Annotated in this window: 26 protein-coding genes; 22 read left to right on the top strand and 4 right to left on the bottom strand. The window is 45.2% G+C overall.

The annotated features are described in order from the left end of the window. Positions 1 to 74: 74 nt before the first annotated feature. From ACO05P_RS03070 to ACO05P_RS03005, 14 genes are all read left to right on the top strand, one after another. Positions 75 to 842 (top strand): hypothetical protein, encoded by a 768-nt coding sequence (locus ACO05P_RS03070; protein WP_421753319.1) that lies wholly within the window; start codon positions 75 to 77, stop codon positions 840 to 842. Positions 843 to 949: 107 nt separating this feature from the next. Beyond that, on the top strand, positions 950 to 2,701 hold the full coding sequence (locus ACO05P_RS03065) for a helix-turn-helix domain-containing protein (RefSeq protein WP_421753318.1): 1,752 nt from the start codon (positions 950 to 952) through the stop codon (positions 2,699 to 2,701). 102 nt (positions 2,702 to 2,803) lie between these two features. Next, positions 2,804 to 2,983, top strand: coding sequence for a hypothetical protein (locus tag ACO05P_RS03060; RefSeq protein WP_421753317.1), 180 nt, complete (start codon positions 2,804 to 2,806; stop codon positions 2,981 to 2,983). A gap of 9 nt (positions 2,984 to 2,992) precedes the next feature. After that, on the top strand, positions 2,993 to 5,389 hold the full coding sequence (locus tag ACO05P_RS03055; RefSeq protein ID WP_421753316.1) for a TonB-dependent receptor: 2,397 nt from the start codon (positions 2,993 to 2,995) through the stop codon (positions 5,387 to 5,389). A 1-nt stretch (position 5,390) separates the two neighbouring features. After that, positions 5,391 to 6,038 carry a DUF4386 domain-containing protein gene (locus tag ACO05P_RS03050; RefSeq protein WP_421753315.1) on the top strand — a complete coding sequence of 216 codons (648 nt, stop codon included), beginning with the start codon at positions 5,391 to 5,393 and terminating at the stop codon, positions 6,036 to 6,038. Then, positions 6,039 to 7,268: an MFS transporter gene (locus ACO05P_RS03045; RefSeq protein ID WP_421753314.1), complete on the top strand. Its 1,230-nt coding sequence runs from the start codon at positions 6,039 to 6,041 to the stop codon at positions 7,266 to 7,268. It abuts the gene before it with no gap. Between the two features lie 121 nt (positions 7,269 to 7,389). Further along, a complete protein-coding gene (locus tag ACO05P_RS03040) occupies positions 7,390 to 8,289 on the top strand; it encodes an SDR family oxidoreductase (RefSeq protein WP_421753313.1) in 900 nt (299 codons plus the stop codon). Further along, a complete protein-coding gene (locus ACO05P_RS03035) occupies positions 8,276 to 9,199 on the top strand; it encodes an NAD(P)-dependent alcohol dehydrogenase (RefSeq protein ID WP_421753312.1) in 924 nt (307 codons plus the stop codon). Before ACO05P_RS03040 ends, ACO05P_RS03035 begins: the two co-directional genes overlap by 14 nt. Next, positions 9,199 to 9,981, top strand: a complete 783-nt coding sequence (locus tag ACO05P_RS03030; protein ID WP_421753311.1) for a hypothetical protein — start codon at positions 9,199 to 9,201, stop codon at positions 9,979 to 9,981. Before ACO05P_RS03035 ends, ACO05P_RS03030 begins: the two co-directional genes overlap by 1 nt. Then, positions 9,981 to 11,009 carry a S41 family peptidase gene (locus tag ACO05P_RS03025; RefSeq protein WP_421753310.1) on the top strand — a complete coding sequence of 343 codons (1,029 nt, stop codon included), beginning with the start codon at positions 9,981 to 9,983 and terminating at the stop codon, positions 11,007 to 11,009. The genes ACO05P_RS03030 and ACO05P_RS03025 overlap by 1 nt, the downstream gene beginning before the upstream one ends. A gap of 11 nt (positions 11,010 to 11,020) precedes the next feature. Continuing rightward, positions 11,021 to 11,599: a hypothetical protein gene (locus ACO05P_RS03020; RefSeq protein WP_421753309.1), complete on the top strand. Its 579-nt coding sequence runs from the start codon at positions 11,021 to 11,023 to the stop codon at positions 11,597 to 11,599. A 324-nt stretch (positions 11,600 to 11,923) separates the two neighbouring features. Then, on the top strand, positions 11,924 to 12,433 hold the full coding sequence (locus ACO05P_RS03015; RefSeq protein WP_421753308.1) for a hypothetical protein: 510 nt from the start codon (positions 11,924 to 11,926) through the stop codon (positions 12,431 to 12,433). Between the two features lie 35 nt (positions 12,434 to 12,468). Beyond that, entirely contained in the window at positions 12,469 to 13,005 is a 537-nt protein-coding gene (locus ACO05P_RS03010) for a hypothetical protein (RefSeq protein WP_421753307.1), read from the top strand. A gap of 194 nt (positions 13,006 to 13,199) precedes the next feature. Next, complete coding sequence (locus ACO05P_RS03005) at positions 13,200 to 14,699, top strand: serine hydrolase domain-containing protein (RefSeq protein WP_421753306.1); 1,500 nt, start codon at positions 13,200 to 13,202, stop codon at positions 14,697 to 14,699. A 329-nt stretch (positions 14,700 to 15,028) separates the two neighbouring features. Here ACO05P_RS03005 and ACO05P_RS03000 read toward each other — a convergent pair whose 3' ends face one another. The 3 genes from ACO05P_RS03000 to ACO05P_RS02990 form a co-directional block, all read right to left on the bottom strand. Further along, positions 15,029 to 15,895 carry a hypothetical protein gene (locus tag ACO05P_RS03000; RefSeq protein WP_421753305.1) on the bottom strand — a complete coding sequence of 289 codons (867 nt, stop codon included), beginning with the start codon at positions 15,893 to 15,895 and terminating at the stop codon, positions 15,029 to 15,031. A gap of 1 nt (position 15,896) precedes the next feature. After that, a complete protein-coding gene (locus ACO05P_RS02995; protein WP_421753304.1) occupies positions 15,897 to 17,270 on the bottom strand; it encodes a serine hydrolase domain-containing protein in 1,374 nt (457 codons plus the stop codon). A gap of 187 nt (positions 17,271 to 17,457) precedes the next feature. Next, positions 17,458 to 18,378 (bottom strand): NAD(P)-dependent alcohol dehydrogenase, encoded by a 921-nt coding sequence (locus ACO05P_RS02990; RefSeq protein WP_421753303.1) that lies wholly within the window; start codon positions 18,376 to 18,378, stop codon positions 17,458 to 17,460. A gap of 104 nt (positions 18,379 to 18,482) precedes the next feature. Between ACO05P_RS02990 and ACO05P_RS02985 the strand changes: the two genes are divergently transcribed. The 6 genes from ACO05P_RS02985 to ACO05P_RS02960 all read left to right on the top strand — a co-directional run bounded on the left by ACO05P_RS02985 (position 18,483) and on the right by ACO05P_RS02960 (position 23,537). Beyond that, positions 18,483 to 19,748 (top strand): DASH family cryptochrome, encoded by a 1,266-nt coding sequence (locus tag ACO05P_RS02985; protein WP_421753302.1) that lies wholly within the window; start codon positions 18,483 to 18,485, stop codon positions 19,746 to 19,748. Positions 19,749 to 19,851: 103 nt separating this feature from the next. Continuing rightward, positions 19,852 to 20,514 carry a TetR family transcriptional regulator C-terminal domain-containing protein gene (locus ACO05P_RS02980; protein ID WP_421753301.1) on the top strand — a complete coding sequence of 221 codons (663 nt, stop codon included), beginning with the start codon at positions 19,852 to 19,854 and terminating at the stop codon, positions 20,512 to 20,514. Beyond that, complete coding sequence (locus ACO05P_RS02975; protein ID WP_421753300.1) at positions 20,511 to 21,830, top strand: ABC1 kinase family protein; 1,320 nt, start codon at positions 20,511 to 20,513, stop codon at positions 21,828 to 21,830. The genes ACO05P_RS02980 and ACO05P_RS02975 overlap by 4 nt, the downstream gene beginning before the upstream one ends. Before the next feature lie 3 nt (positions 21,831 to 21,833). Then, on the top strand, positions 21,834 to 22,337 hold the full coding sequence (locus ACO05P_RS02970) for a hypothetical protein (RefSeq protein ID WP_421753299.1): 504 nt from the start codon (positions 21,834 to 21,836) through the stop codon (positions 22,335 to 22,337). 4 nt (positions 22,338 to 22,341) lie between these two features. After that, positions 22,342 to 22,881: an NUDIX hydrolase gene (locus tag ACO05P_RS02965; protein ID WP_421753298.1), complete on the top strand. Its 540-nt coding sequence runs from the start codon at positions 22,342 to 22,344 to the stop codon at positions 22,879 to 22,881. After that, positions 22,881 to 23,537, top strand: coding sequence for an alpha/beta hydrolase (locus tag ACO05P_RS02960; protein ID WP_421753297.1), 657 nt, complete (start codon positions 22,881 to 22,883; stop codon positions 23,535 to 23,537). Before ACO05P_RS02965 ends, ACO05P_RS02960 begins: the two co-directional genes overlap by 1 nt. A 280-nt stretch (positions 23,538 to 23,817) precedes the next feature. On the opposite strand, the gene ACO05P_RS02955 is transcribed toward ACO05P_RS02960, so the two are convergent. Next, positions 23,818 to 23,964: a DUF2256 domain-containing protein gene (locus tag ACO05P_RS02955; protein ID WP_210758468.1), complete on the bottom strand. Its 147-nt coding sequence runs from the start codon at positions 23,962 to 23,964 to the stop codon at positions 23,818 to 23,820. 40 nt (positions 23,965 to 24,004) lie between these two features. Here ACO05P_RS02955 and ACO05P_RS02950 point away from each other — a divergent pair, with 40 nt between their 5' ends. Together ACO05P_RS02950 and ACO05P_RS02945 are read left to right on the top strand one after the other, a co-directional pair. Beyond that, complete coding sequence (locus ACO05P_RS02950) at positions 24,005 to 25,510, top strand: cryptochrome/photolyase family protein (protein ID WP_421753296.1); 1,506 nt, start codon at positions 24,005 to 24,007, stop codon at positions 25,508 to 25,510. Further along, positions 25,507 to 26,679, top strand: coding sequence for a lycopene cyclase family protein (locus ACO05P_RS02945; protein ID WP_421753295.1), 1,173 nt, complete (start codon positions 25,507 to 25,509; stop codon positions 26,677 to 26,679). The genes ACO05P_RS02950 and ACO05P_RS02945 overlap by 4 nt, the downstream gene beginning before the upstream one ends. The last annotated feature ends 58 nt before the right edge of the window (positions 26,680 to 26,737 follow it).

Here is a 26,737-nt window from a genome sequence, read left to right as displayed (position 1 = left end):
TTTCATTTTCGGACGATTGGCGCCTGCATCCCCCGCACCTTTGCCCTCGAATTCAAAATAACTAAAACATGAAAATGAAATTCACCCTTATGATCGCCCTTGCCATGGGTACTATGAGCAGCTTTGCTCAAATCAGTATGCCTAAAAATGAAATCAGCCTGTACAGCAGTGCTGGTGGAGGCATTTGGAACAATCCGGCTCGTAACTCTGCCGACTACTTTAGTAATAGTCGCATGTGGTCTTTAGCCTACCGTCGTCAAAGTGATAATCTGGCTTATTGGGGCGCATCCATGGATTACAGCGGTGGTCGCTTAGCTCCCGAAAACAACAATGGAGCAGAACTGGCCTTTATGCAGTTTAAGTTCAATACAGAATACGGATTTAATCTTCTTCAAACGGAGCATTGGACCTTTTCCAGCGGATTGCGATACCAGGCCTTAGGTCGTTTGGTTTCCGATCAAGCGAATTTTGATGAAGGCATGCCCTACCAGCATTTCAGTCGCCGGGGTATTGATTTGAGCCTAGGATCTCGCTATCAAAACAATAGCTGGACCCTTAAGGCCGATGCCAGCCTGCCCTTGCTATCTTGGGTAGACCTCAGCGCACCCGCTGAAAATGCCGAGCTGAATTCCGATTTATTGAACAATGTTTTCGGTGCCAATCAATTTATGGGCTGGCATAAATACTTCGCCTTCGACCTTCGTTTTGAAGCGCAGTATGCCCTTAATAGCTGGTTCGCTCTCAGTGCTTTATATCAGGGCGATCTGCAGGTAATGTCTAAATCCAATCAACTACAATTTAGCGACTCCCACCTGGGAATCGGTGCCAACTTTAGGTTTTAGTTGGATTGTTCCGGCCACGCTTCTCGAAATATATTCGGGAGGCGGGCCGGATTTTCGCTTTTGCAATTGTTTGCAATCCTTATTTTTGATCCGCTCCAAACCAAACTATGCCCCGCAAATCACTATTGGTCTTGCCTCTGGCGAATTTCTCCTCTGATCCAGAAAATGAATATTTCAGTGATGGATTAACGGAGGAATTGATCAATGTGCTTAGTCGGATTGAAGGTTTAGGAATCATTGCCCGTACTTCGGCTTTTAGCCTGAAGGGGCAAGAGCTCAGTTTGGAGACCATCGGCGAAAAGCTCAAGGTGAGCCATTTGCTGGAAGGCAGTGTGCAAAAGGCTGGCAGTCGGGTTCGGGTACGACTCAAATTAGTGGCCATTGAAGATGGCTTTACCCTTTGGGCCGAATCCTACGATCGGGAAATGGCCGACATCTTCGACCTGCAAGATGATATCGCCGCTGAGGTACTGCAGGCCCTAGAAATCTACTTCCGCCAAAACTTTAGCAGCAGTCATTATACCGATAATATTAGCGCCTACGAGGCTTTCCTCAAAGGCCATTATTTCTTTAAGAAGGACTATGAGGGCACGGTTAAAGCCCTAGAATATTTTAGGGAGGCCACCCGCCTCGATCGCAATTATGCCGAGGCTTATGCCTATACCGGTGAATGCCTAATTCACCATGCGGCATACGGTTTAATCGGTACCAGCGAAGCGCATGAAGAAGCCCGAAAATTGGCACAATTGGCTTTGGCCATTAACCCCTATGAAGCGCAAGCCTATAAGCTCCTTACCTATATTTCCCTCTTCTACGATTGGGATTGGGAGGCAGCCCGCGATTCTTATCATAAAGCGCTGCACTTTGGACTTAGTGCCTATAATGAGTTTATCAGCTATTACCATATTTTCCTTAATGGCGATTATCAAGAGGCAATTAGCATAGCCAAGAAAGCCCTCGAAAGTGATCCATTGCATGCGGAGGCCCATTGGCAATTAGGTCTCTGCTATGTATTTGCACGGAATTTTAAAGATGGGATTCGCGCCTTTAATAAGGCATTGGAACTGGATGCCCGCTTTACCGAGGCCCTGCGTTGGAAAGCCACTGCCTTGGGTTTCTCTGGTAAGATAAAGGAAGCTCAAGAATACATGGATCGGGCTTTGGAGCTGAGTGCCGAAGATCCCTATCAGAATTTCAATAGCCTGCTCTTGCGTTTGCAAATGGGTGAAATCGATAAAGTAAGAGAAGCCTTAAACAGTCGACACTTTATTGATTCGGCCGATCCCGCCCAAGTATATGCCCAAATGGGCGAAAAGGAGGCCTGCTTCTCGTATTTGGAAAAAGCTTGGCAAGAAAGATCGGTAATGATGGTAAGCCTCAAGCATTACTGGATTTGGGAGAAGGTTCAGGAGGATCCCCGCTTCGAGGATTTCCTGGCCCGCATGAAATTTCCAGAAAAAGGCTGGGAAGATATCCCCAGACTTAGTGCCGAGATAGCCGAACCGGATGAAGAAGTAAAAGCGGTATTAAGTGAACTAGAAAGCTTAATGACCGAAGAGGAGGCCTATCTCGACCCCGGCCTGAATCTTCGAAACCTGGCCGAAAAACTAGATCTCCATCCCAATAAACTGAGCTGGTTGATTAATGAGCATTGCGCGATGAATTTCAACGAATACATCAACCAATATCGACTGGAAAGCTTTAAAGAAAAAGCCCTCGATCCACAGAATCGCAATCTTACCCTCCTGGCCCTGGCCTACGACAGTGGCTTTAATTCAAAATCCGTTTTTAACGAATTCTTCAAGCGCAGTACTGGTCTCAGCCCACGCGCCTGGCTAAAAAGCCGCCCTAATTCCTGATTTACAGATTTGTCCTGAATCATAATTCAAGACGATTGGCCTTGGCCGGACTTTCACCTTTGCCCCCGGAAATCAAAATGGTTTTCCCGCTAAAACGCAAAGATGAAAAGTTCAACTCTCCTATTCAGCTTATCACTGCTTAGCCTAAAACTTGGGGCTTCGGAAAGTCCAGAATTTAAGCAGCCGGAGCTAAGCCTTCGCTTTGAAAACACTTGTGCTCTAACTCCTTCAGGGGCTGAAAGCATAAGCCTCCTTATTCAACCTCAACTCTATCAACTCTAAAACGTAAAAATGAAAAAGTCAATCCTTCTAATGGCTTGTATGATCCTGTTCGGATTTCAGGCCCAAAGCCAAAACCTCAGCCAGGTATTGCGCGGAACCGTTATCGATCAGGAAAGCCAAATGCCCCTGCCCGGTGCCAATGTGGTTATTTTAGGGACCGATCCCATTTTAGGAACCTCCACCGATTTTGATGGTAAATTCAAATTTGAAGCGGTTCCCTTAGGTCGTTTGCAAATTGAAGTAAGCTTTATTGGTTACCAAAGTCGGGTTCTGAATAATATCGAAGTGAATTCGGCCCGAGAGATGGTCCTGAAAATTGAATTGCAAGAATCGCTTTCCACCTTAGAAGAAGTAACAGTTAAGGCAAAGATAAAGAGCGGCCGTGCCCAAAACGACATGATTCAGGTGAGTGGTCGCTCCATTTCCATGGAAGAGCTCAATCGTTTTACGGCCAGCTTTAATGATCCGGCTTTAGTAACCGCAAATTATGCCGGGGTCTCCAATTCAGGGAGTGGTGGTAACGAAATCATCATCCGCGGAAACGCCCCTAAATACATGCAGTGGAAATTAGACGGGCTTCCGATAAGCAATCCCAATCACTTTGCCGATCAAGGAGCAGTGGGTGGTTCTACCAGTGCTCTCAATAGTAATTTGCTGGCAACTTCCGATTTCTCTACCGGTGCCTTTGCACCCGAATATGGCAATGCCTTGAGTGGGGTTTACGATTTGCAAATTCGCGAAGGGAACAATGAAAAGCTGGAAGCCATTTTCGGTATTGGCTTAATCGGCACCGACCTTACCCTCGAAGGTCCCCTAGCTAAAGGTTACGATGGATCCTTCCTGGTAAATTACCGCTATTCTACCGCTACCCTACTCAATGACCTGGGTGCCATTGATGTAAATGGCGATATGTTCTTTCAGGATGCAGCCTTTAAAGTAGTATTGCCAACCAAAAAAGCGGGCCGTTTCTCCATCTTTGGATTAGGAGGCTACAGTGGATTTGCTTTAAAGAATGCAACCCCAGCCGACTGGGAAACGCCTGGTGATGATGTAATGAGCGGCAATGTGTACGAAGATTACGATAAGCAAAGTTTCCTCTTTAATAGTGGAATTAACCACAGCATCAAGATTGATGATAAGAGTTTCTTAAAATCCAGTATCGGCTTTAGCCTTGATGGTTTGGAAGATGATATCTGGCAAAAGGCCGACTCCAATGGCGTGGGGATTCCCAGCTTCGACTCTGATATGCAAAACCGTACTTATACCGCAGCTACCAGCTATCAGCGTAAGCATAATAACCGTTTAAGCTATCGCATTGGCAGTCGTTACACCCTTTTTGATCTCGATTACCAGCAGGCCATGATGATGCCCGGCGACAGCAGTTTGCAAAACACCATTGGTATTCAAGAACAAGTAGGTGCCCTCCGGAACTACCTTTCTATGAAATACCGCTTAAGCGATGAGATTAGCTTGGTAGCAGGGCTGCATCACCATCATATCCTCTACAATAACAAGTATAGCGTAGAGCCTCGATTCTCTGCTTCCTACCAACATCATCCCAAAGGAACCCTGCGTTTTGGTTATGGAATGCACTCTAGCATGGAGCGATTAAATCACTATTTCGCCAAGGTAAAGCAGGCGGATGGCAGTTATGCCCAAAGCAATACTGATCTCGACCTATTAAAAGCCCACCACTTTGTTTTAGGCTATGATTGGGCCTTTAGTTCCAATCTGAAATTGAGCACCGAAGTGTATTATCAGCACCTCTACCAATTGCCAGTGGCCAATGATGCGAATAGCTATTACAGCACCATTAATGAAGACTTCAATATTCAATATGTAGACTTAGTAAATAAAGGTACCGGGCGCAATTACGGACTGGAAATGACCCTACAGCGCTTCCTCGCTAACAATTACTATTTCTTAATCAATGCCTCGGTATTCGATTCGAAATACACCACCTTAGACGGCCGCGAGAGAAATACCCGCTTTAATGGCAATTACATTGTTAACTTCCTGGCCGGAAAAGAATGGACAGGCTTGGGCTCTAAAAACAATCAAACTTTAGGAATCAATTTCAAAGCCTTTATTGGCGGAGGTAAAAAGGTGATTCCACTATTGCGAGACGAGAATGGCAATTTAGCGGTGAATCCGGCTCAGGGTCAGTACTGGGATTACGATAAGGCCTATGAAACCGATTTGGAAGACATCTATACCCTTACCATCTCTGCCAGCTACAAATGGCAGTTGAAACGCACCAGCCATGAGCTGTTCTTAAACCTCGAAAACTTGAGCAATAACAAAGGAAAATTGAGCGAATACTACGATGCCAATCAAGCGGGTAAAGTAGGCTATACCACTCAGTTTGGACTATTACCTAACTTAATGTACCGCATTTACTTCTAATATGCAGAGTAGAGGACATTATGCAAGATGGGCCGGAATTAGTTTTCTGGCCCTCTTCATCTTCGGCTTTTATGGGATGGGCTATGTGCCCAACACCCTCTTCGATTATAGCAATGCCGAGCACAGCTATCAGCAAATTGCGGCTCAAGGCCAACTGCACCGCCAAGGCATTATCGCTACCGTTTTTATGAATATCGCCAGTCTCTTTCTAGCGCTTTTCAGCTATTTATGGTTAGGGCAATTTTCGAAGAGCCTGGCCCTGAGCACCGCCATCCTATTAAGTTGTGGTGCCTTTATTTCTTTGGCCAATGAACTCAACAGCTATGCCCTCAGCTATTGGTCACAACAAAGCTTTAGCCCTCAGGTCGCTGGCCAAATAAGCTTCTACCTAAATCAATACCGCTTTGGAGTATATCTGGCCACCGTATTCTGGGGTCTTTGGTTAATTCCTCCGGGGGTAGCTTTGATCCTTAAAAGAGGATTGGCCCGCATTATTGGTCTGCTATTAATGCTTTCGGCCTTGGGATATTTAATTGACAGCCTCGCCTACCTGGCTCAGGATAAATTACTTTTGGTAGCAGATTATACATTCCTTGGCGAAGTAAGTTTTACCCTGTATATGCTCTTCCAAAAGAAGGCCCGCTATTAAATGAACAGCACCGCTCCCAGTCCTGAGAAAAAGCCTTTTAGTCGCTATCAAAGCTTATTAGTCCTTAGCCTCGGTTTCTTGCTCTTTGGCATGGCCCTCGATTTTATGTTGATGCCGGCCTTAAGTGCTATGGTTTTGGAAAGCATGGCCCTTAGCACCGAAGCTTTCGCCTTAATTCTTAGTCTTAATTCGCTGGCAGCTGGTATTTCCGCCTTTGCACTCTCCCTATTTGCCGATCGTATTGAAAGGAAAAAACTGCTCCTTATTACCTATGCTTTATTCTGTGTGGGTTTGATTGGTTCGGCTTTAGCCCCGGACTATTACACCTTAATTGCAGCCCGTTTGGCCACCGGTATTTCGGGGGGAATGATTGCCGCCCTCTGCTTTACCCTTATCAGCGAGCATTTTGAGGAAAAGCAAAAAGGCCGTGCCATGGGCCTCATTCAAATTCCCTTTGGGATTGGCCAATTAGCCGGCTTACCCTTGGCTTTGTATTTAGCGGCCGAGTTTCAATGGCAGTATGCTTATGCCGCCCTGGCTCTGGTAGCTATTCTGGCCTTTTTCCTGGCTTTAAGCCTGATACGTCGCAGTGAGGTAACGCAATCTCCAGATAGCCATTTCTGGCAAAATTGGTTGGCTGCCTTCAAAGCTAAAAAACAACAATACTGCCTCGCCAATAATTTCCTGCTCATTACGGCAGATGTAGCTTTCATGAGTTTCTCATCTGCTTATTTCATCTTTAATCAAGGATTGGAAGAAGCGGATTTAGCCTTGGTTTTTGGCTTGGCCGGAGTGTCCAGTTTAGCCTTTGGGCCCCTATTTGGCTTTTGGGCGGATCGCTTCGGGCAGGGCAAGATTTTCAGCCTTAGTACCCTCTTAGGAGCCTTGGTGCTCATCCCCTTAAGTTTGCTTTCGGATCTAGGCCTTAACTGGATCTTGATCCTCAACTCCTTGCTATTTTGCTCGGTGGCTGGTCGTACGGTAAGTGCCGGGGCTTTAAGCCTGATGGTACCGCGGCCCGAAAATCGTGCTTCTTTTCTGAGTATAGATTCGGCCTTGCAAAGAGTGGCGGCTGGCTTTGGGGCGGCTTTAGCCGGATGGATATTGGTACAAAGCGAGGATAATCGCATGCTGAATTATCCCCAATTAATGCTGCTGATCCTGATTATTTACGGCCTCAGCACCTGGCTCTTCTTTATCATACAGCGCCGCCTTAAATCCGAAATCTAAATCAGGTTCGGTCTTTCGACCAAAGTTCGGAATCTCAATAAGTATGGAATCATAATACAGGACGACCCGCGCCTCCTGCAATGAGACCTTTGCCCCAGATTAATTAAAACATAAACTGAAAATGGAACCCACTCCATCTAAAAAGCTGGCTCCCATTATTGTAGCGGGGGCCAGTGGATACCTCGGACAGCATATACTTCATGAACTAAAAGATAGGGGCATCCCTTTTAAAGCGCTGGTTCGCAATCCTGAAAAGCTCAAGATTAAGCTCAAGGCGGAACAAATCATCAAGGCGGAAGCCACCCAGGCAGAAAGCCTGAAAGGTGTTATGGATGGCGCCAGTATGATCATTAGCAGCTTGGGGATTACCCGTCAAAAAGATGGGCTAAGCTATTGGGATGTAGACTATCAAGCCAATGTGAATCTCTTGAAAGAAGCGGAAGCGGCCGGTTTGCAAAAGTTCGTTTATGTCTCCGTTTTTAATGCCCACCTACTTAAAGGCATTCAGATTATTGAGGCTAAGGAAGCTTTTGTGAAAGAACTCCAGCAATCATCCATTTCTTCTCAGGTAATTCGACCTACCGGCTATTTCTCCGATATGGCAGATTTTCTGCAAATGGCCGCCAAGGGTAAGGTTTACCTCTTTGGGGATGGACATTGTAAGCTCAATCCTATCCATGGAGCCGATTTAGCGGAGTTTATAGTGAACTCCCTTTCTTCTAAAGCGGAGGAACTAAATGTGGGGGGACCAGATTTATTGAGTCAGAATGAAATTGCCGCCTTGGCCCTAGATGCCTATTACAAGGAATTGAAAATTGTGCATCTCCCCGATGGCTTAAGAAAGCTGATCATTGCCAGCTTAAAACTCTTTACCTCAGCCAAATTCTACGGGCCTTATGAGTTTTTCCTTTCTGCCATGGCCCTACACCATGCTGCGCCACGCTTTGGTCATCGGCGTTTGTATCAATTCTTTCAAGAAGAAGTAAACGAAGCTCGTAAGGAAAACGATGCAGATCATTAAAGCCCATAAATACGGTGGACCGGAAGTGCTGCTTCGCGAGGAAAAAGCCCGACCGCAAGCCCGAGGCAAGCAGCTATGTATCCAAATTATGGCAAGTAGTGTAAATCAAAGTGACCTGCATTTACGGAGGGGTCAGAACCTGCTTTGCCGCTTCAAAAATGGAATCATTAAGCCTCGACGTATGGCGGTACCAGGTTTGGAGTTCGCCGGAAAAGTTCATTCGGTTGGCCCTCAGGTAACAGCATTTAAGGCTGGTGATCGAGTGATGGCCTACAGCGGTGCCGGTTTTGGTGGCTATGCTCAGTTCCAATGTCTGAATGAAAACGAGGTGATTGTGAAAATGCCCGAGAATCTCAATTATCTGGAAGCGGCCTGTTTGCCTTATGGTGCCTTAACCGCTTTGCACTTAATAGAAGACTTAGCCCTCAAAGATCAAAAAGTATTGATCTGTGGAGCGGCCGGATCGGTTGGAAACTATGCCTTGCAATTATGCCAGAATGCGGGTGCTGAAATCACCGTGGTAAGTCGGCGCAACAATCATGCTTGGTTAAAGAAACTGGGGGCTCAAAAATGCCTCGACTATCGCGAAGAAAACTTTTGGGAAAGTCCACAATGCTATGATCTCATTATCGATGCCTGGGGGCAGATTAAGGCTAAGGATGCCCAAAGAGTGCTAAATCCCAAAGGGCAATTTCGATCTGTATCTAAAATGAAAAGCCGCGCCAGTCAAGCTAAGCTGCAAAAGCTAGCTGATTTAGTAGCCGCGGGCAAAATCCAGGTTTTCCTCGATTCCGTCTTTCTCTGGGAAGAAGTGCAAAAGGCCCATCGCAAAGCGGAAAGCGGTGAAAAGGCAGGACATATCGCTTTAAAAATCAGTCCTAATTGGAACCCTAAACCTCATTACAGCTGATGAAAAATAGAATTTACAAAGTACTAGGCTTGCTAATGGTATTAAATAGTAGCCCTAGCCTGGCTCAGGAAACCGAATCCTATCGACGCATTCAACTAAGCACCGGATTAAGTTCCATGAAGATTAAGGATGCGGATTTCTCTCCCTTGCTCTATGAAGGGAACAGCCTGAATACAGCGATCTCCGGATTTTGGGAATCCCGCAAAGGCAATCGCTTTCGCATGGATTTAGCTTATCATACCGGAGGCTTAACACCCGGCGAATTTGAATTTTTGGAAAGTCCCTGGTTGCAACTTCAAGCTAAGCTCTCCTATCAATGGTCTGTGCTTAGTGATGAGAACTGGAACCTTAGCTTGGGTCCGCGCTATGCTTTGGATGTACAAGTATTGCAATGGGAAGATGACTATGAATTAAGCTCAGCTTTAAGCTTCTTCCAGGAGCAGAATTTAGCGTTCTCCTCGAGCTTTGTATATCGCAAAGCGGCATGGCGCCTTGAAACCGATTTGGCCTTTAGCTTAATCTCCTCTTATAAAAGACCTCCTTTTAATGCCTTTGGATCTGAGGATGCTGAAAGCCTAAAACAATTGCTCTTTTCGAATTCCAAATGGGCTTCGGGTCTGGATAATCAAAAATTGGAAGGCGAAACGGCCATTTACTATGCCCTGCACCGCAGATTGGAATTGGGCTTAAAGCATCAATGGCAAGCCATTCATCTTACTAAGAATCCCGAATTCGCCCTTTTTAGTCAATCCTTATTAATCGCCCTAAACTTCACCTTCTAATGATTCGAATACTAAGCCTGTTTAGCCTCCTCTTTTTGGCCTTGGCCTGCCAATCCGATTTAGCAGAAGCCGATAGCGATGCCCTCAGCATCTATGATTCCTTCCATCAAGATTTGAAAAGCCATTATGCTGGCTTTGCAAATGAGCATCAGGCCGACTCCCTCTACTATCGTTTGCATAAGAACTTAAAAGCAAATAGCTCCGATGCCGAATTGTGGCAGGCCCTCTGTTCTTATGCAGATGCTTTGAACGATGAACATATAAAGCTTTACCGCGATGCGGAGGAGGAAATATTCATATCAGGAGATGAGGGCTTTATTGCTAGTCAGCAAGCCTTCAGCCTTGAGCTTATTGCTGCTGATTATTTAGAAAATGCAGGCCTTTCGGGGGATATGTTGCTCTATGGAGAACTGAGTCCCAAAATCGCCTATCTCTACGTGGCGGCCTTATTGGAAGAGGATGAACAGTATTTAATCAATGCCTTGGAGGCTTTGGATTTAGATGCGAAATCAGCCTTGGTTATTGATCTTAGACAATGTATTGGGGGTTACGATGGATTAGCGGCTGTATTCGCTGCGCATTTCAGTCGGCATCAGGACCTGGTATTCCGTAGCCGCATAAAATCTGGTCCCGGAGCCCATCAATTTAGTGCTGCAGAAGATTATAATAGTCCGGCTCCCTCCTCTCCTCATTTTGCCAAACCTATTGTATTCCTAACGGATAGAGGAACGGTAAGTGAGGCGGAGATCCTCAGTCTGTACCTGCGTTCCTACGATCAGGTACATCACATTGGAGATAGTACGGCCGGTGCCTTATCGATGGTGAGTCCGGCCCGCTTCCTGGCCAATGGCTGGCGCTATGAGTACAGCATTCAAAAAATCCTCCAGCCCGATGGTAGTAGCTTTGAGAAGCTGGGCATCAAGCCGGAAATAAATATCAAAAATAATCCTTCAAATATCCAGTCTGGCAAAGACCTTGTATTGGAGGGAGCCATTCAATTTTTAACTGAAAACTATAACATCAACTAAAATCACAAATCATGAGAAAAACCCTCATTCTTTTCGGACTGCTCTTCATCAGTCAAGCTGCTTTAAAAGCCCAACAAAACAGTGAAAGTCGCAACTGGACCTCTTTTGGCGGCATCCAGGTAGCCAATAGCAGCCCCATGCAACAGCTTGCGCTTTGGGTCGGTGGCCAGGGAGCGGTGCAGTATAAAGACTATTTCGCCTTAGGCGGATTTGGGATGGGCGCCGTAAACTCCATGTCGGTAAGCGGTTTAGCCTATGGCCTCGACCAAGAACTGGACTTAAACATGGGCTATGGTGGTCTCTTTATTGAGAGCGTTCAAAACAAGGAGCATCTCTATATCCCCGGATTGCGTTTACCCTTCGCGGTGGGTGGAGTGAGCCTTAAAGATGCCTTGGATAACAAGGTGGCCAAAAGCACCATTTATGTCTTTAGTCCCCGCTTGAACTGGGATTTCAATATCAGTCCCCATGCTCAGATTGGCTTCTACGGTGGCTATCAATTAATTTGGGCTGAGAATGATCGGGACTTTAAACAAGAAGACCTCTCTTCCTGGGAGTATGGTATCAATCTAAAGCTTGGATTCTTTTAAAGCTAGGCTCCCTGCCCGGTCTGATGATTGGGTGGGGAGTTTTTTTGCTTGTTTGCTTGCTTCACCGCCCGCTTCGCTCAAGGCACAAAGGACGCGGAGGTGCACAGAGGGTCACACCTGCCTAACGGCAGGCAGGGAGGTCTATTGAGAAACATGGTGGCCAAGCCATCCGCAAATCAAGCTTGAAGATATAACCAATATCACTTGTCTATAAAACCACGAACTACTAACGACAAACTACCAATTACTTTTCTTCACCACCATTGGATCGAATTTGTAATTCGATTCTATCTTAAATTGCCCTACTCTAAAGAATTACAAATCTTGACCAAAGCCAAAACCATAGTGCTTACTAATGCTTTAACCTTATTCCTGGCTATTGTATCGCTAAACCTGTCTTCTCAAGTTCTGCCTGATTATTCTGACACTTTGAATAGGCAGTATTTAGAAATGACTTTTGATTCTTTAAGTGAAATTAGCTACATCGACACTAATTCCCTTTTTGAAGAACATTGTTGCAGCTTCCTGATACTAGGTTTTTTAGAAACTGGCATTCAGGATTCAACCTTTTTTAATTCGATTTTTGAAAGAGCAAATCAAGTGGCTCAAAAGCACTTCCTATCTGGAAGAGCAATTTTTTTAGCTAATCCATTGACCAATTTAGTGGATGGCGGAGTTCCACAAATTAATCCGAATGACTCTTTTGATATAGTAGTACTAAGTTTTGGCCCCTTAAGTTTAGTAAGTCTTGATTTTTTAAAAGGGATTGATCAGGTTAACCAAACTACCCGAAATTTAATTTTGGCTAATCAAAGCGAGGCTAGTTCCAACTAAAATCAGTTCAAGAATAATCGCTTCAATTTATAAGGATGTTTAGAAAATCAAAGACTCAATTATTCCAACACCTTGGGGAACCACCTAATCCTTGGGGAAATCGAATAGTAATTGGCGCAGCTGGAATCATTGCTGGTGGTTGGACACATGATAATAAGATATTTCTTTTATCCTCAGATGCTTACTCCATTTCCAATCCTGAAACTGGAGAAAAAGAAATTCAGAACTGGGATGAAAACGAACAAAACCGCTACAAATTCTCCAAAGACAATCTGGAGTACCGTATAGACGAATTGAATCAAACCATTAAAGTTTTTGGCCTCCGAGGTGGCAATGGAAATCACTTAAGCTCAGACTATTGGAATCTGGATAGTTTTCATCCCAGTTTAGGTGAACAGATAATAGGTTTGAGACATCCGAAATCAGCAGATCAATTCAGTGAATATTGGAAAAACTTCCAGCTTATTAGATTGGAAAGACTTGAATACAGCACATTAACTTATGGCTTCTCGCCAAATGAAAGGCATTTTGCAATATTTGGATCTGCCGGGGCAGAGATTTTTAGCAGATAAGAGTTTTTTATTTGTTAACTGGTTATTGAATGCTTGACCACCATTGGATCGAATTTGTAATTCGGTCCCCACTACGCTACCCGCCTACCGGCAGGCAGGCAGAAACCTTTGCGAACCTTAGCCACTTTGCTTCTTTGCGGTTAATTTTCCTAGCTGGCAGCAATGTGCTAGCTTCCCCATTCAAATCCAGAAACTTGAAAAACCTATTACTTCCCAGTCTACTATTATTCTCCTTGTCATCTTGTAATTTCAACAAAGAACAAGGGGATGATCACAAGGCTAGCCCGGTTCAATCCATTTGCTTCAGTCAAGAAGAAGCCACCGTTAAAAAATCCGAACTTGAAAATGGCATTCGCGAGCAAGTAAAATTTCTGGATGAAGAAGAGGAGTTGCAGTCTATCCCAAGTAAATTAAGTGAGTATACTATTCCGGCTCTATCGCTGAGTGTTATCGAGCATGGTGAAATCAGCTGGAGCGAGTTTTATCAAAATCCAGCCTTTGTTACTCAGGGTGATTTGGATTGCTCAACAATATTTCAGGCGGCATCTTTATCCAAACCGGTAACTTTTATGGCGGCCCTGCGCATGGAAGCGGCCGGGGCTATTGATATGGACCGAGATATTGAATCCTATTTACAGGACTTTCAATTGCCGGAAGGAGAACAAAGCGCAGAAAATCCAGTGACCTTTCGCAATCTCTTTTCCCATACTTCAGGCATTAGCCGCGGGGGTTATTTAGGCTATAATCAAGACTCTGCCCTTCCCTCCGACCTTGATATTCTAAAGGGAAGTCCAGGGGTTAACAGTCCCGCCATTGAGGTTGCTTTACCACCAAATTTCACCCTGAGCTATTCCGGAGGCGGCTATACCCTGGCGGAGCTGGCTTTGCAAGATATTTTTCAAACAGAGTTTTCCGAGATCATGGACCAGTGGATTCTAAAGCCTATACAAATGAAGCATTCCCTATTTGATCAGCCCCTGCCCGATTCACTGGCTCCACGTGTGGCTAAAGGCCATGACCCTAATGGCGAAATGATAAATGGCGGATGGAATAACTATCCTCAGCAAGCTGCGGCCGGACTTTGGAGCACCTCACAAGACATGGCCCTTTTCCTAATCGAAATCTATAAGGCCTATCATGGCAAGAGTGCGCTTTTTACGCAAGCGGAAATCGAAGCGATGCTGGATCAGCAAAGAGAAGGACATGTTTATGGTTTTATTATCCAGCGCGCAGGAGATGCTATTTCTCTTACGCATTATGGTGGTAATGTGGGTTATCGTAGCGGCATGACGATCAACTTGACCAGCGGCAATGGCTTGGTTTATTTGATCAATTCTGATAATGGTGCCGACTTAGGCAATGAACTGCTCTTATCCGCCTCTGCGGTTTATGATTGGCCACATTTCAAGCAAACCGCGGTAAGACGTGGAGAAATTAGTGAGGATAGCCTCCAAGCTTTGACGGGTGATTACAAATGGAACGATCAAATTGATCTTAGTCTCGAATTTGATTCGAAGCAAAAGCAGATTGTGCTGGTTTTCCCCAATGGCGATCGCTATGAACTCTGTCCGGTGCAGTCAAATGGATTGCAACTTATTCATCCAAAAACCGGGGTGATGATTTCTTTTAAAAAGGAGGATGCCTTGGAGGTGTTTAGCTTATATGGGCAGAGAGCCGTCAAGAAAAGTTTTTGAGTTGCTTCACCGCCCGCTTCGCTAGAGGCACAGAGGACGCAGAGTTTCACAGAGTCCCTTTGCGAACCTTTGCCCCTTTGCTTCTTTGCGGTTTGATTCACCGCCAATGGATTGAATTTGTAATTCAATTCCATCTTACGGCCTATCGGAATTGTTTCACCGCTCGCTTTGCTAGAGGCACAGAGGTCTAAGTAGATACTTCGCGAACCTTTGCTTCTTCGCGACTTTGCGGTTAAACCCACGGCACCCTAATTTGCAAGACCAATCACGCTTCCTTGACTCCAATCAAATCTACCGTCTACCGTCTATCTACTATAGTCTCAAAAGAACTACCAACTCCTAAGCACCAAGCTCGGCTCCGGTGTCCTCCCATCCCAATACAATGCCGAGGCGAAAAGCAAGGCCTTCTTATCCCAAAAGCATACCCAATGCGGGGTATAGGGATCTTTATGTTGAAGTAAGATTCGCGATTTGCCCTTAGGATCGTAGATTAAAAACTGGCGCTTGCCCCAGTAGGCAACTAGTAGATGGCCCTTATGATAGTCCATCCCGAAAATACTATTGCGTCCCATGGGGGCTTTGGTGGCATCGGCATTAGGATCGCCAATTAAAGGCCAATCTTGTAAAAGCCGACCCTCATCGTTTCGCAGCCAGGCGCAGAAATCACCGCCAAATAAGATTTGATTGGGACCAACCGCGCGCATTTTATGCAGGGTATCGCTAATGGAGGGATCCAATTGAGGCTCACCCTGCTTTTTCAGGCGATAAAGCGAAGGATAGCGCACAAAGATTAGCTCCTGATCCGAGAGCATTTTAAAGCCCGCTTCGCCTACTCGAAGAGGATCGCGAAACCAATCCCATAAAAGCTTGGCCGGGCCCAGCCCATTATATTTAAAAAGCCGTAATTCAAAGATGTCTTGAGCCGATAGATAACGCCGTTCCAGAATGTACAAGGCCGTATCGGCATTCTGAAGCATGAAATCACTGGCCGCATATTTAGATTGTCTAAACAAGCTCTTTTTGCCCGTACTATCCATGCGCCAAATGCAGGCATGATGCTCCTGATCATCTACTGGCTCGATATAAGACCAATAAGCCTGATCCTGAAATACACAGAGGTTTCCCGTGGGATGCGCATTTAGAAATCCAACACTAAGGACTAAAAAACCAATGATCAATGGATAGCTGTTCTTCATCTCAATACTTTTCGCCCATCCATTCCATGTCATCAGGACGGATAAAGAGGTTCCCAATTCTATTCGGATTTGTTTCGGAAGGAATCCACAGAAGAGCCATTTTCGAATGATCATTCATTTGCAACCAAAGCTCCAAGCCACCGGGCTCCTCCCCTTTCATCCAGCGATAGCCCAGAGCTTTCAAATCCGGATAGTCTCTATTTAAATCTGCCAAAGCCTGCCAGGTAGGATCATCTGGATTAAAACTCCCTGCTTCAGAATGCTTAGCCAGAATTTGAAATATCTGCCTGGGATTCCCATCCATTATTGCATTTAGCCATTCCTTCATCGCCGACTCCAAAGGCACCGTATCCGCTAGACTTTCCATGCTATTGAGAACTACCTTCCTTTTAGGCCTTTCGGCGGAAGCCAAATCCAAAGCATTCCTGCATTCGGTTACAAACTGAGGGATTCGATTTAAATCCTCCAAAGCCAAATTCTGAAGCATGATTATAGTAAGCTCGGCTTGCCAATCCAGCATTATAAGATGCGAGCTCGAGGGTAAGGAACCGTAAATGCTTAAGGCATCCTGCTTTTGTAAAAATGCTTTGCTTTCAGCGCTTAAGAAATGATTGCCATGTAGAGCCTTAGCCAATTTGACCAGATCGGCTACCGATGAATAAAAGCCTCCCGAAGCATAGCGACAGCTGTAATCCTGCGGATCCTCTGACCATTGCTCCCGCTTAAAAACATAGCCATTCGTGATATTGCTTCTACCTTCTCGCCAACCGCTGGAATGCATTGCTAAATCTTCGAAAATCCATTGCTCTAAAACCTGATCCAAATTAGCCTGGCCCACCGCTTCCAATACGGTCCCTAAAAGCCAATAGGCCAAATTGCTGTATTCTTCTTTAGTTCCCGGTTCCGCTTGCATGGGCAGGCTTTCCAGACCATCTAAATAAGGACCTAAAAAGCCATTAGTATCTAAGGGCAAAGCTTGAAACTGGTGTTCAGCATTTAATTCACGGGCCAATCCGGACAGCATTTCCAATAATTGGCGAATCGTGATTTGTCCGGCTTTGGCGGCCTTAAAACCCGGACGGTAATCCATCACCTTAGCATCCAATTCAATTAATTGAGCATCCACCATGCGGAGTATGGCCACTTCGGTAAACAGTTTAGAAAGCGAAGCCAAGGCCAAACGATCGTCTTTGGATAGCCTCGCAAAATTCTGTGAACCCTTTTGAAAAGCACTATCATACAAAAGCTCAGTAGCCTGACTGATATAGAGATAGCCATTGCATGTACCTTGCTCAGTATAGGCATCTAGGCTCGCTTGAATTTTTGCTTCCTTGCTAGCACAGCCACTGAATAAGAGCCATAAAAAAATGCTCATCAAAGGCCAATGAGCCCTTGGAGCATTCGGTTTTTGAATAGACATATTGGTCCTTTACTTAAGCCAATGTAGCGAGTACAGGAGATTTAAAAGGCACATCTGTCCTGATAAACCGGCCTTCAACACAGTTTATTCCAGTGATTTAGCACGATGAAAATTCGCAAGATTTTCTAAAAGGTAGCGAAGCTTATTCCGCAATGATCAGCGAAACATTGCCCTTTTTATGTCCCTGATCTACATAGCGATGCCCCTCTATCACCTCTGACCAATCATAGCTTCGATCCATTACTGGCTTTACTTCCCCGGCTTCTGCCCAGGCTCTTACTTGTTCCAAATCTTCAATCTGAGTGCGCGGTAGGCCATAATTATTGAGGTAGACTCCCTGTGGCTTTAATATCGCTCGACATTTCTTTCGACTGGATTTAAAAACGGCATCGTAAACCACATCAAATCGCTGTTCGGTTTCCAGGAAATTCTGACTTTGATAGTCGATATGTGCATCAGCGCCCAAGCCCATTACCAAATCCTTATTGCCTGCACTGCAAACCGCAGTTACGGATAAACCCAAATGCTTGGCAATTTGAATAGCATAAGTGCCCAAACTGCCCGAAGCGCCATTGATCAATATGCTCTGCCCAGCCACCACTTTAGCTTTGCGGAAATTCTGAATCACCGTTAAACAGGCGGCTGGCATTACCGCGGCTTCCTCAAAACTCAAGTTACCAGGCTTTAAATTCACCAAGCCTTTCCACTCGGGGTTTCCTTTGGGAATGGCCGGCAAGGTGATGTATTCCGCATAGCCGCCCATGCCAAAGCCAGTTAAGGCGAAAACTTCATCGCCCAGCTTAAAATTGCGGACTTCTGCACCTAGGGCTTCAATAATTCCACTGACTTCAATTCCCAAAACCAAATTCTTCTTGGGCTTGAACAATCCAAATACCAAGCGCACTAAAAAGGGATCGGCTCTGCGCACTCGGGTATCGCCAATATGCACCGATCCGGCTTTAATGCGAATCAATATTTCACCAGGCTTAGGATTGGGCTGGGGCAATTCCTTAAAATGCAGATTTTCAGGAGCTCCATAACGCTTGCAGATGATGGCTTTCATGGCAGGGACTTTAGTAATTGACACCTAAGAAAGGCCCAAGGTTGTCCCTCCCAATTTAATTCTTTAGGCCTTCAACCTTTTGCTAAATCCCGAGTTATTTGGCCATGCGAAGAATAGTAGTTTGGTTCAAGAATGATCTGCGATTAAGCGATAATCCCGCCCTGCATCAGGCCTGTATGGATGCGGATGAAATCATTCCCTTCTATTGCTTTGATGAAGCTTTTCAAGATCAATTCCCCTGGGGCTTTCCCAAAATCGGTGACCTACGCAAGCGCTTTATTTGGGAGTCGGTGGCCGATCTGCAATCCGCTCTGGAAGCTAAATCTGCCCCCTTACAAATCCATTATGGCCCTACCTTAAAAGCCTTGCAAAAACTGCAGGCCGATTTTCCTTTTGAGGCCATTTACTGCGCTCAGGAGTACAGCTCCGAAGAAATAGAAGCCCAAGCAGCATTGGAATCTTTTGGCTTTCGCCTGATGCGATTTGAACAATACTCCCTCTATAAGTCGGAAGATTTACCCTTCGAAATAGAGGCCCTTCCCAAGGTCTTCACGGAGTTTCGAAAAAAGATCGAAAAGTACGCTACAGAGATTTCGATCCTTCCGGCCCCAGCCCAAATCCTTTGCCCCCCAGACCTAAAGCCCTGCTCCTTAATTCCGCTGGATGAATTTCTATCCACTGTTTTAAAACCAGATCCCCGAGCCGTACTCCAATTTAAGGGAGGTAGTAAGGCCGCCTGGCAAAGACTCCACACTTATTTCTGGGAAGGAAACCATCTTCAATCCTATAAAGAAACTCGCAATGGCTTACTAGGCCCTAATTACAGTTCTAAATTTTCGCCCTGGTTAGCCACTGGCAGTATTTCGCCTCGAGAGATTTATGGTGAAATCAAGCGCTATGAAAAGGAAAGGGTCCAAAATCAATCGACCTATTGGCTCTATTTCGAATTGCTTTGGCGTGACTTCTTCCGCTTTACCGCGGCCAAGGAAGGTGATCGCTTTTTTAAGATCAAGCGTAATCCTCTTATAGAAAACAATGCTCTTTTCGAATCCTGGCGCCTGGGACAATGCGGGCAGGACTTTGTAGATGCCAATATGCGGGAATTGCTCAACACTGGTTTTATGAGCAATCGCGGTCGGCAAAATGTGGCTTCTTATCTGGTGCACGACCTCAAACTGCCCTGGTATTTAGGGGCCTCCTGGTTCGAGTCGCAATTGATTGATTACGATGTATGTAGCAATTATGGAAATTGGACCTATGTGGCTGGAATTGGCAATGATCCGCGCCAAGACCGTTATTTCAATCTGGCATCCCAAGCCAAGCGCTATGATCCGGAAGCACTCTATCGCCAGCATTGGTTAAAAGAATAGCCTGAACCTTTTTCGCCTTAATGGATTAATTCTAAGAAAACTTTAGGCTTCTGCTGAGAACAGAATTTTAATGCCATCGTTTAGCATTCAAACTTGATTATTTATGACTACAGAAAGTAAAACCGAATCTCAAAATGATCTCAAGCATCGCTTGATTGATCAGTACAAAGAGTACCTCCTGCTGCATGGCCAAAACCCGGCCAGCGTTTATGCCTTTTGCAAGGAACTGGAAATCTCCGAAGCCGACTTTTATCGCTATTTCAGCGACTTTGATCAAATCGCTGCTCATTTTTGGCTTTCCCTTTTTGAGGAAAACAAAGGCAAATTAGAACAAAGTGAAGAATGGAACAGCTTTAGCGTTCGCGAAAAATTGCTAAGCTTCTATTTCAGTTTCTTCGAAGCCCTAAAATCCCACCGCTCCTATGCCCTGCTCATTTTAAAGGAGGTGCATATTGCCAATCCGCGGGGCATCACCGAATTAAAGGAAATCAAAAATGCCTTTAAGGAATGGGCCAAAGACCTAATCTCTGAAGGACAGCAAAAACATGAGATTGCCAGTCGCTCCAAGCTTAATGATGTTTACGATGACCTCTTCTGGTTGCAATTCCTTTTCCTGCTCGATTTCTGGCGCAAGGATCGCTCCCCTTCCTTTGAAAGCAGTGATGAGGCGATCGAAAAATCCGTAAACCTCTCCTTCGACCTGATCGAGAAAAATGCCCTGGACTCCGCCTTCGACTTTGGCAAATTCATCTTCCAGAACCGATGAAAGAACAGGATAAGATTTACAGCAGTCGCAGTCAAAGGACCGGCAAATTCCTAAAAACCGGAGCCAAGCTGGGGGCCAATTATTTGAAGCATTACAGTAAGAAATTGGTTTCAGGCGAAAGCGATGAAGCCGCCCTCCAGGAAAAAAATGCCAGCGACATATACGATGCCCTGAGTAATTTGAAAGGCTCCGCTTTAAAAGTGGCGCAGATGCTCAGCATGGACCAGGGAATTTTACCCCAGGCCTATTCCCAAAAATTTGCTCAGGCCCAATATTCGGCCCCACCGCTCTCCTATCCCTTGGTGGTGAAAACCTTCCAACAGTATTTTGGCAAAGGCCCCAATGAGATCTTTGATGAATTCTCACGACAAAGTGTGGCCGCTGCTAGCATTGGTCAGGTGCACCGCGCCAAAAAGGGCGATTTGGATTTAGCGGTAAAAGTGCAGTATCCCGGCGTGGCCCAAAGCATTTCCTCCGATCTTAAAATGGTGAAGCCGGTGGTGGGCGCCATGTTCAATATCAGTCAACAGGAAATGGCCCATTACCTCTCCGAAGTAGAAGGCCGCCTGATGGAAGAAACCGATTACCATTTGGAATTGGAAAGGGCCACAAAGATTGCTAAGGCCTGTCAGCACTTAGAAGGACTAAAATTTCCCCATTACTACCCTGAATTTTCTTCGGAGCGCATTTTGAGCATGGATTGGATGCCCGGTTTACATCTGGATCAATTCCTCAAAAATAATCCCAGTCAGGAACTTCGAAATCAATTAGGGCAACTCATTTGGGATTTTTACGATTTCCAAATTCATCAATTACGCGAGGTTCACGCCGATCCTCATCCGGGGAACTTCCTCTTTAATGAAGATGGCAGCATTGGCGTGATTGATTTCGGCTGTGTGAAGGAATTGCCCGCGGATTTTCATGATCACTATTTCCAAATCATGCAACCTGGTATTGGAGCCGAAAAGGAAAGGTTTACAGAATTACTTTTTGAGCTCAATTTCTTGCTGCCATCGGATAGTCCGGAAGAAGTTTCCCATTTCGCGAACATTTATGCTGAAATTCTGTCTTTATTAGGACAGCCCTTTTACAGTGCGAGTTTCGACTTTGCTGATAAAACATACTTTGAAAAGGTATATGCCTTGAGTGAGATTTATCAAAATGATAAAATGGTGCGTAAGGCCAAAGCGGCCCGTGGCCCCAAAGATGCCATTTACTTAAACCGCACCTATTTTGGTATATACAATATTCTTCATGTTTTAGGCGCTAATGTAAATACGCACTCGGCTGTGGATGAATTATTCACCAAAATTTAGCACATGTTAAAGCACTTGTCAACTCTACTCCTTCTCACCATTGGTTTCACCGGCTATGCCCAGCAAATCAGCCCCAATGCCCTGGGCCTGCGCTTGGGCGGAAGTAATGGCTTTGGAACTGAGGTCAGCTATCAACGTAAATTGAGCAACATGAATCGCTTACAGGTCGACTTAGGCCTGAAAGACAACCGAGCGGTAGATGCAATTTTGATTACCGCCAATTATCAGTGGGTAAAACCTCTTAATGCTCTAAGCCCCGACTTCCAGTGGTTTTATGGTGCTGGTGGTGGTTTAGGATTTGTGGACTACGACAATGTTCCCTTAGAGGATGATGGCAAAACCGTTCTGGTGGTGGAAGGGATCTTTGGTTTGGAATATAGTTTTCTAAATGTGGCAGATCTTCCCTTGCAAATTGCCTTAGATGTAAATCCTGCTGTAAATTTGCTGAACGATGCCTTCGATGATTTTGATCTCGATTTGGCCCTAAGTTTAAGATGGCAATTTTAGAATATTGAATTATTGTTCTCATTGTGGTAGCGATCATTTAAAGCGGAAAATCCCCGCCGACGATCAAGTAAAAAGAATAGTCTGCGAAAACTGCGGAACTATCCACTATGAGAACCCACGAACCATTGTGGGCTGCCTTATTCTCAATGATAAAAATGAGGTAATGCTTTGCCGTCGCGGCATTGAGCCCCAATTAGGTCTTTGGAATTTACCTGCTGGATTTTTAGAAAATGATGAAGCGGTAGATAGTGGTGCTTTACGCGAAGTGTTTGAAGAAACCCGCGCTGAAGTGGAGCTTATCAAACTGCACAGCATCTACAACCTTCTGAAAGCCCAGCAGGTTTATCTTTTCTTCCGGGCTCAAATGTTGAAGGATTATTATGAACTAACGCCGGAAAGCACCGAAATTCAGTTCTTTCCCGCCGATCAAATTCCCTGGAAGGAGATTGCCTTTTCCAGCAATGTTCACGCTCTGGAACATTGGATTCACATTCAAAATGGTGCGCCGGATGAACTCAGTATCGGCACCTTAAAGCTGCACTAATGCAAGATCTTAGTCTGGTATACAATTTCGAGAAAGCCAAATCCAATCCCGAATCTGCCCCCCTGGTAGTGATTATGCACGGTTATGGCAGTCATGAAAATGATCTATTTGACCTTAGACTGGCTTTGGGTTCTACAGCTCATTATCTAAGCTTACGTGCCCCCATCAATTTGGGTTTTGGGGGCTTTGCCTGGTATCCTATACATTTTGGGGCAGGTGGCATAAAAACCTATAATACGGATGCCGCGGCCCAAAGCCGTGATTTAGTACTCCACTTTATTGAAGAGTTTCAAGCCCAAGAAGGATTAGAAAGCAATCCCCTTTGGCTACTAGGCTTTAGTCAAGGAGCGATTTTAAGCTATGGCCTTGCCCTCAATCATCCTAAAAAATTCCAACGCATTATGGCCCTCAGTGGCTATGTTTTAAAGGAAATTGTACCGGAGCAGTATCGCCCGGCCGATATACAGCATTTGGATTTCTTTGTTTCCCACGGACGGGAAGATGATGTGATACCGATTAGCGCGGCCCGCATGACGGTAGAATTTCTGGAAAAGCTTCAAATCAAGCACCGTTATCAGGAATATATTTCCGGTCACGGCATAAATCATGAAAATCTTCGGGACCTACAGCAGTGGTTTCAGCGCGGATTTAATTAGTTTTAATTTTTGAAGGGCGAAAAGCCGATTTTTTTACGGGAATTTACCATTCCGATCGGGTGGTATTGCAATTTTTCACACTCTCCCCCTATTATCCTTTCATATACGTGAATTTTCTGCTTTTCCTATGCCATGCTACTCAGAGCAGGCAGGCATTTGCTTGAATCCATATTTAGGGAATGAAATCTTGAATTTAAAGCCCGAAAAGCTTTATTTCCTTTGCCCCAGTTTCTGTTAGAAAAGTCGGACGCTGTCAAACTTCCCCAATACTTTCTTCCCCTTAATTTGACCGTCCGGCTTTTTTTCGTTTTCGGCAGGCATCCGAACAATAGCGCACCTCCTCCCAGTTTCGTTCCCATTTCTTTCGCCAGCTAAAAGGCCTTTCACATACCGGACAAATTTTCTCCGGAAGCTCACTTTTTTTCATAGGCTCTCAACATTCGAGGCGCCCTGGAAGTTTAATGCCTATGAAGAAAAGCCTGCACCTTATTTTGGGCGATTGCCTTTTTCCTGATCATTCGGCATTATTAGGAAATGAAAGTCCGCAAAGCCTCCTCTTTATTGAGGATTATGGCCTCTGCACCCACTTTCGCTATCACAAGCATAAATTGCTTTTCTTCCTTACGGCGATGCGTCATCATGCGCATTTATTGCAAGCCCAACACGAAGTACACTATTTAAAATTGGTCGATGATCAAAATCAGATTCATCTACAAAGCTTTACTGCCCGACTGGAGCAATTCCTGAACGATCATCCCGAATTTGATTCCATCCGCTGCTATGAGGTAGATGATCGCTTTTTTGAGGAAGAATTAAAGCAATGGGCCCATAGCTACAATCGGGAATTGGAATTTGTGCCTTCCCCTAAATTTCTATTTCCTCTTTCCGACTTTAAGGCTTATCTGCAAGAGCATAAAAAGCCTTTTCTTAAGACCTATTATCAAAGACAACGACTGGCTTTAAAGATCCTTTTGGACGCGGATAATCAGCCCATAGGCGGACAATGGAGCTATGATGCTGATAATCGTAAGAAACTCCCCTCGAAGGCCCACACACCGCCACGCCTGGCTTTCGCCGAATCCAATATTTTAAAAGAAGTAAAAAGCCTGGTGGCGGAACATTTCAGCGAACATCCCGGAAAGGTGCAAGACTTTGCCTGGGCCACCACCCGTGAAGAAGCCCTGGCAGTGCTGGATCAATTTCTCCAAGAAAAACTGGCGCTCTTTGGTCCCTATGAAGATGCCTTCGAAGCCCAGCAAAAATTCCTCTACCACTCTACTTTGAGTCCTTATCTGAATTGCGGCCTCTTGCTGCCAGAAGAAGTTTTGGCTGCGGTGTTAAAGCATTATCAAAAGCAGGACTCTCATTTGCCTTCGGTAGAAGGTTTTGTGCGGCAATTAATCGGTTGGCGCGAATTTGTGCGCGGGATGTATCGCAATTTCGATTTCGAGAAAAATCATTTTGGCCTGCAGCGCAAGCTAAGCCCCTTATGGTATGAAGCGAATACCGGTATACCACCATTGGATGATGTCTTGCGGAAATGCCAGGAGGAAGCTTACAATCACCATATCGAAAGGCTGATGATTATTGGCAATACTATGTTGCTCTGTGAAATTGATCCACAGGAAGTGTATCGCTGGTTTATGGAGATGTATATCGATAGTGCCGATTGGGTAATGGCGGCCAATGTTTTTGGGATGAGTCAGTTTGCAGATGGCGGTTCCTTTGCTACCAAACCCTATATCGCCGGCAGTAATTATTTGCGGAAGATGAGTCATTATGCCAAAGGGCCTTGGTGCGATACCATGGATGGCCTCTATTGGCGCTTTATCGATCAACATCGGCAAACCTTTGCCCATAATCATCGTATGAGCATGATGCTCGGCACCCTGGATCGCATGGAGGAAGCGCGAAAAAAGCGCATCTTTAAGGCAGCAGAGGATTTTATCCAAAAAGTAAGCTATCTCGATTGAAAGAAGAATACGACATCGCCCTGATTGGTGGCGGCGCCTCCGGCCTGAGTCTCTTATATGCTATGCATTTGCAAGGCATTTTGGATCAGTATTCAGTGCTATTAATTGAGCCCGATCCTAAAAATTCCAATGACCGTACCTGGTGCTTTTGGACCGATGAGCAAGATGCCGCCTGGCAGATGTTTGGTTCCTCGGTTTCTAAATCCTGGTCGCAATTAGACTCTGCCTTTCCTCAACGGCAAAACATGGCCCCCTATCGCTATGTGCAGATCCGGAGCAAGGATTTCTACCGCTTTGTTAAGGATGCGCTGCAGTCGTATCCTAATCTGGATTTCTATAATGGGAAAGTCAGCAAGCTCAGCAATCAAAGGCCTTTTGAGCTGAAATTGGATAAGGACCAAAGCGCTTATGCCCATTTGGTTTTCGATAGTCGGCCTCCGACCTTAAACGACCCCGACCTGATTTGGCAAAGCTTTGTCGGCTATCGTATTAAAGCCCCCCAAGCGCAATTCGAAACGGAAGTTTGCCGACTGATGGATTTTGAGGTGCAGCAAAGTGAAGGTTTGCAGTTTATGTATTTCCTCCCCACCTCCGAAACGGAAGCCCTAATTGAGCTCACCCGCTTTGGCGAAGCTATTTTAAGCGAAACAGAAGCTCAGCCCGAAATTGAGCGCTACCTCCAAAAAATGGGCATTTCTGATTTCGAAATTGAAGAAAAGGAGATTAATAAAATCCCCATGACCCTAAGCTTAAACCAGAAGGAAAAACTGCATTCTTTAAACAAGCGCTATATCCCTATCGGAGTAAGGGCTGGAGTGGTAAAAGCGTCAACCGGCTTTGCCTTTAAGAAAATCGCCCAGCACTCCTGGGCCATTGCCAAAGCCTTAAAAGAACAAGGCCCCATTCCCCAAGCGGGTCACGGTCGACAATACTGGATTTACGATGAACTCTTATTGAACCTCTTTCAGAAAAAGCAGAGCCCCATTTTGGAGATCTTTAAACGCCTATTTAGGGTGCACCCCATCCCGCGCATCTTTCGCTTTCTGGATGAAGAAAGTTCTTGGCTAGACAACCTTAAAATTCTCTCGCGCATGCCCTGGCGGCCTTTCTTTTGGTCAATTGGGAGAAGTTTGAGGAGGAGTATCTTACAATTAATAATAAAGACTTGATAAAAGTGATGAAATTTCAAAGTAAATAACAACTTCAAGACCAATTAAAGAGACAACT

Source organism: Croceimicrobium sp. (assembly GCF_965228705.1).
Classification (GTDB): Bacteria; Bacteroidota; Bacteroidia; order Flavobacteriales; family Schleiferiaceae; genus Croceimicrobium.
This window is presented reverse-complemented; position numbering and strand designations above follow the sequence as displayed.